Genomic DNA, 3,438 nt, shown 5'->3' with positions numbered 1-3,438 from the left:
TGTGGGTTATGAAAAGCTATACATTATGCAAAGTTGAAGGCACAGATACTTGTAAATAAAGGATTCATGGGTTGATTAACTTTCCATAATACATCACGATTTAAGTGTATCTATATCAAATCACTTAAGGAGGAATGCAAGATGGAAAATCTAACATTGCAACAATTAATCACCCAAACCAAGGAAGCACTTACTCTGGCAGGTGCATCCAACTATTATCAGAAAGTATTTAAGACACTGACAAATCAGCTTTTGCTATACGCGGAAGAACACAACACTGATGCTTTCAGCATGGATTTTGGTTTGCAGTTTTTAGAAGATCATTATTCTATGTCATCTAAAATCGAACAGAAAAAATGGTGTGTAACTTATTCCCGATGTATTAATGCTTTGGCTGAATACCAGCGCTCAGGCAGTATTACTCTCTATCTTGTTATGGATGAAAGAGCATACACTTTTCCTGATGGATTCCGTAACAGCGCAGAAGAATATATTTCCCATCGGGAAAAAATTGGAATCATAAAAAAATCCAACAAGGTATGCAGTTTATATCTGGAGCGTTTTTTTGCTTTTTTGACCAAGAAAAATATCTTTTCTTTGGATGCTCTGTCTCTTAAGGATGTTTTGGAATTCATGGAATCATTGAGTTGCTATGAAAAACCAACCATAAATCATACCATGCGTGCAGTACGGTATTATCTGAAATACTGCTACGAGAATGGATTTATGGAGAAAGAAATGTTTTCCAAGCTTCCCAACCCTCATTACAACAGACAAAGCCGCCTGCCTTCATCTTATTCTGCGGACGAGGTAAAAAAGCTTCTTGATTCGATTGATCTTGGAAATCCGTGTGGAATCCGTGACTACGCGATTATTCTCCTGATTGCAAGACTTGGTCTGCGTAGCAGTGATGTTGCAAATCTCAGATTCTCTAACATCGACTGGGAGAAAGAAGTCATCCGCCTGACACAGGTAAAAACCGGGAGTCCGTTGGAACTTCCTCTTTTGGAGGATGTAGGAGAAGCAACCATTAATTATCTGAAGAACGCAAGACCCAAAACCGACTCTGACCATGTTTTTGTGAGACAGGTACCACCTTATACAGAGTTCAATCCAGGTGCAGTTGGTTCTCTTGTAAGAGTCCATCTCCAGAAATCCGGGATTCACCTTGAAGGGAAAAAGAAAGGTTCCCATACACTTCGTCATAGTCTTGCAAGCCGCTTGCTGGAGCATAAAATTCCGTTACCTGTCATTTCGGAAATCCTTGGTCATACGACCACGGAAACTACGATGACCTATCTTAGGATTGACATTACTGAGCTTAAGAAATGTGCATTGGAGGTGGCTATCTAACATGACAAGAATCAGAAAACCGCCTGTAATGACAGGTACTTTTGCAGAGATTGCACAGGAATTTATCCAGTATAAAAGAAGTCTCGGTTTTAAATACGCTGATGAACCGAAATGTTTATCTCGATTCTGCCGTTTCAGTGAAGAACAAGGTACCTCAGAAATAGTCATATCCCGTTCTCTTGCAGAAAAATGGGTAGCCCCACGCGAAGGTGAATCTGAAAAAAGTCGTTCGCACCGTATTACCTGTATAAGGCAGTTTGCCATATATCTTAATAATCTCGGCTATGATGCTTACATTGTTCCTGAGGTAAAAGGATTAAATCACAGTTCATTTGTTCCATATATATTTACTCATGAGCAGATAGCTGCCGTGATTAAGGCTGCTGATGAAACAGAACCTCGGGAGGTTGCAAGAAATATGCATCTGGCATTACCGGTAATCTTTCGAATCCTGTATGGTTGCGGACTCCGTGTATCAGAGGTTGTCGGGCTTCGTTATAAGGACGTAAATCTTGAAGAGGGGATTCTGACAATTCGGGAAGCCAAAACAGACCGTGACCGATACATTCCATTATCAGATTCCGTAAAAGAGGCTTGCGTATCTTATGCAGAAAAAATCTGGTGGGAAAAAGACAGTGACTATTTCTTCCTTGCTCCCGACAGAACAATGATCAGTCCCATGACCGTATATCAGAGATATCGCAGGTATTTAGAAGCTGCTGGTATTTCCCACGGTGGAAAAGGTCAGGGACCCCGTCTGCATGATGTCCGCCATACATTTGCAGTTCATGTTTTACAGAAGTGGATCAAAGAAGAGGAAGATTTAACTGCTATGCTCCCAATACTTTCCACATATATGGGACATAAGACTGTACATTCAACAGCTCTATATCTACGCTTGACGGCAGAAGTTTATCCTGAATTGATGAAGAAAGCAGAAAGTTCCTGCGCATATGTCATTCCGGAGGTATACCATGAAGGAAACTGATTTCGCGCGATATCTGACTCACTTCCTATCCGTATATCTTCCAAGTCAGGTTGGAAGTAAACGTAATACCCAGCTGGCATACAGGGATTCCTTTTCGTTACTTCTAAAATACTGCAGAGATCAGGAGAATCTTTCTCCTGAAAAGCTGACGATTGCGAAAGTGGATAAAGAGTTGGTTGTGCGCTTTTTACAATGGCTTGAAGATGAACGTAACTGTAAAGCCGCTACAAGAAACCAGCGACTTGCTGCAATTCACTCCTTTTTTAGTTTTTTAATGGTGGAGGAACCACAGTATATACAACAGTGTCAACAAGTTTTGTCGATTCCGATGAAAAAAGCAGATAAACTACCACTTATGTATCTCCCGTTAGATAGCATAAAAGGATTACTTGAGCAACCAGACAGAACAACTACCCAGGGCAAGAGAGATGCCGTATTATTATCTCTTCTATATGATACCGGGGCAAGAGTTCAGGAACTGGTTGATCTAAGAGTTTGTGATGTTGCTCTAAATGACACTGTTACCATCATACTGACTGGTAAAGGTGGTAAGAGCCGCATTGTTCCTGTGATGAAACCAACTGGTGAATTACTAAAACAGTACATTGAAGGGGCAGGATTATCTTCGCCTGTATATAGCCGCAATCCTTTGTTTACTAATCGAGGCAATAAGCCATTGACAAGAGCTGGCGTAACATACATTTTGAAGAAATATGCCGGTCAGGCTCAGGCTGCCGGGGTAAAGGACATTTCTGATGAGATTACCCCTCATTGGCTGCGCCACAGTAAGGCAATGCATCTGCTTCAATCAGGCGTAAATCTTGTTTATATAAGAGACCTTCTTGGCCACTCCGATATATCAACAACCGAAATATACGCCAGAGCAGACGAAAAAATGAAGCGTAAGGCATTGATGGAAGCCTATAACAGCCCAACATCTGACGAGCTACCGACGTGGAAACAGGATAAGGATCTTCTCGACTGGCTGAAATCTTTGTAGAGATTTCTGCCGAATTATGCAAAGTAAAATGAGTCCATACTATAAGAAATCCAATAAAGTATGGACTCAACTTTTCATAATAGCTTACTTTTCATAA

At 41.0% G+C, this 3,438-nt stretch carries 3 protein-coding genes; all 3 read left to right on the top strand.

What is annotated here, in order from left to right:
- Positions 1 to 141 precede the first annotated feature (141 nt).
- The 3 genes from ASU35_RS03290 to ASU35_RS03280 are packed head-to-tail and all read left to right on the top strand — an operon-like array spanning position 142 to position 3,341.
- A complete protein-coding gene (locus ASU35_RS03290; protein WP_058351638.1) occupies positions 142 to 1,353 on the top strand; it encodes a site-specific integrase in 1,212 nt (403 codons plus the stop codon).
- A 1-nt stretch (position 1,354) separates the two neighbouring features.
- On the top strand, positions 1,355 to 2,341 hold the full coding sequence (locus ASU35_RS03285) for a tyrosine-type recombinase/integrase (protein WP_058351637.1): 987 nt from the start codon (positions 1,355 to 1,357) through the stop codon (positions 2,339 to 2,341).
- Positions 2,328 to 3,341, top strand: coding sequence for a tyrosine-type recombinase/integrase (locus ASU35_RS03280; protein ID WP_058351636.1), 1,014 nt, complete (start codon positions 2,328 to 2,330; stop codon positions 3,339 to 3,341). Before ASU35_RS03285 ends, ASU35_RS03280 begins: the two co-directional genes overlap by 14 nt.
- The last annotated feature ends 97 nt before the right edge of the window (positions 3,342 to 3,438 follow it).

Source organism: Acetivibrio ethanolgignens (assembly GCF_001461035.1).
GTDB lineage: Bacteria > Bacillota > Clostridia > Lachnospirales > Lachnospiraceae > Velocimicrobium > Velocimicrobium ethanolgignens.
This window is presented reverse-complemented; position numbering and strand designations above follow the sequence as displayed.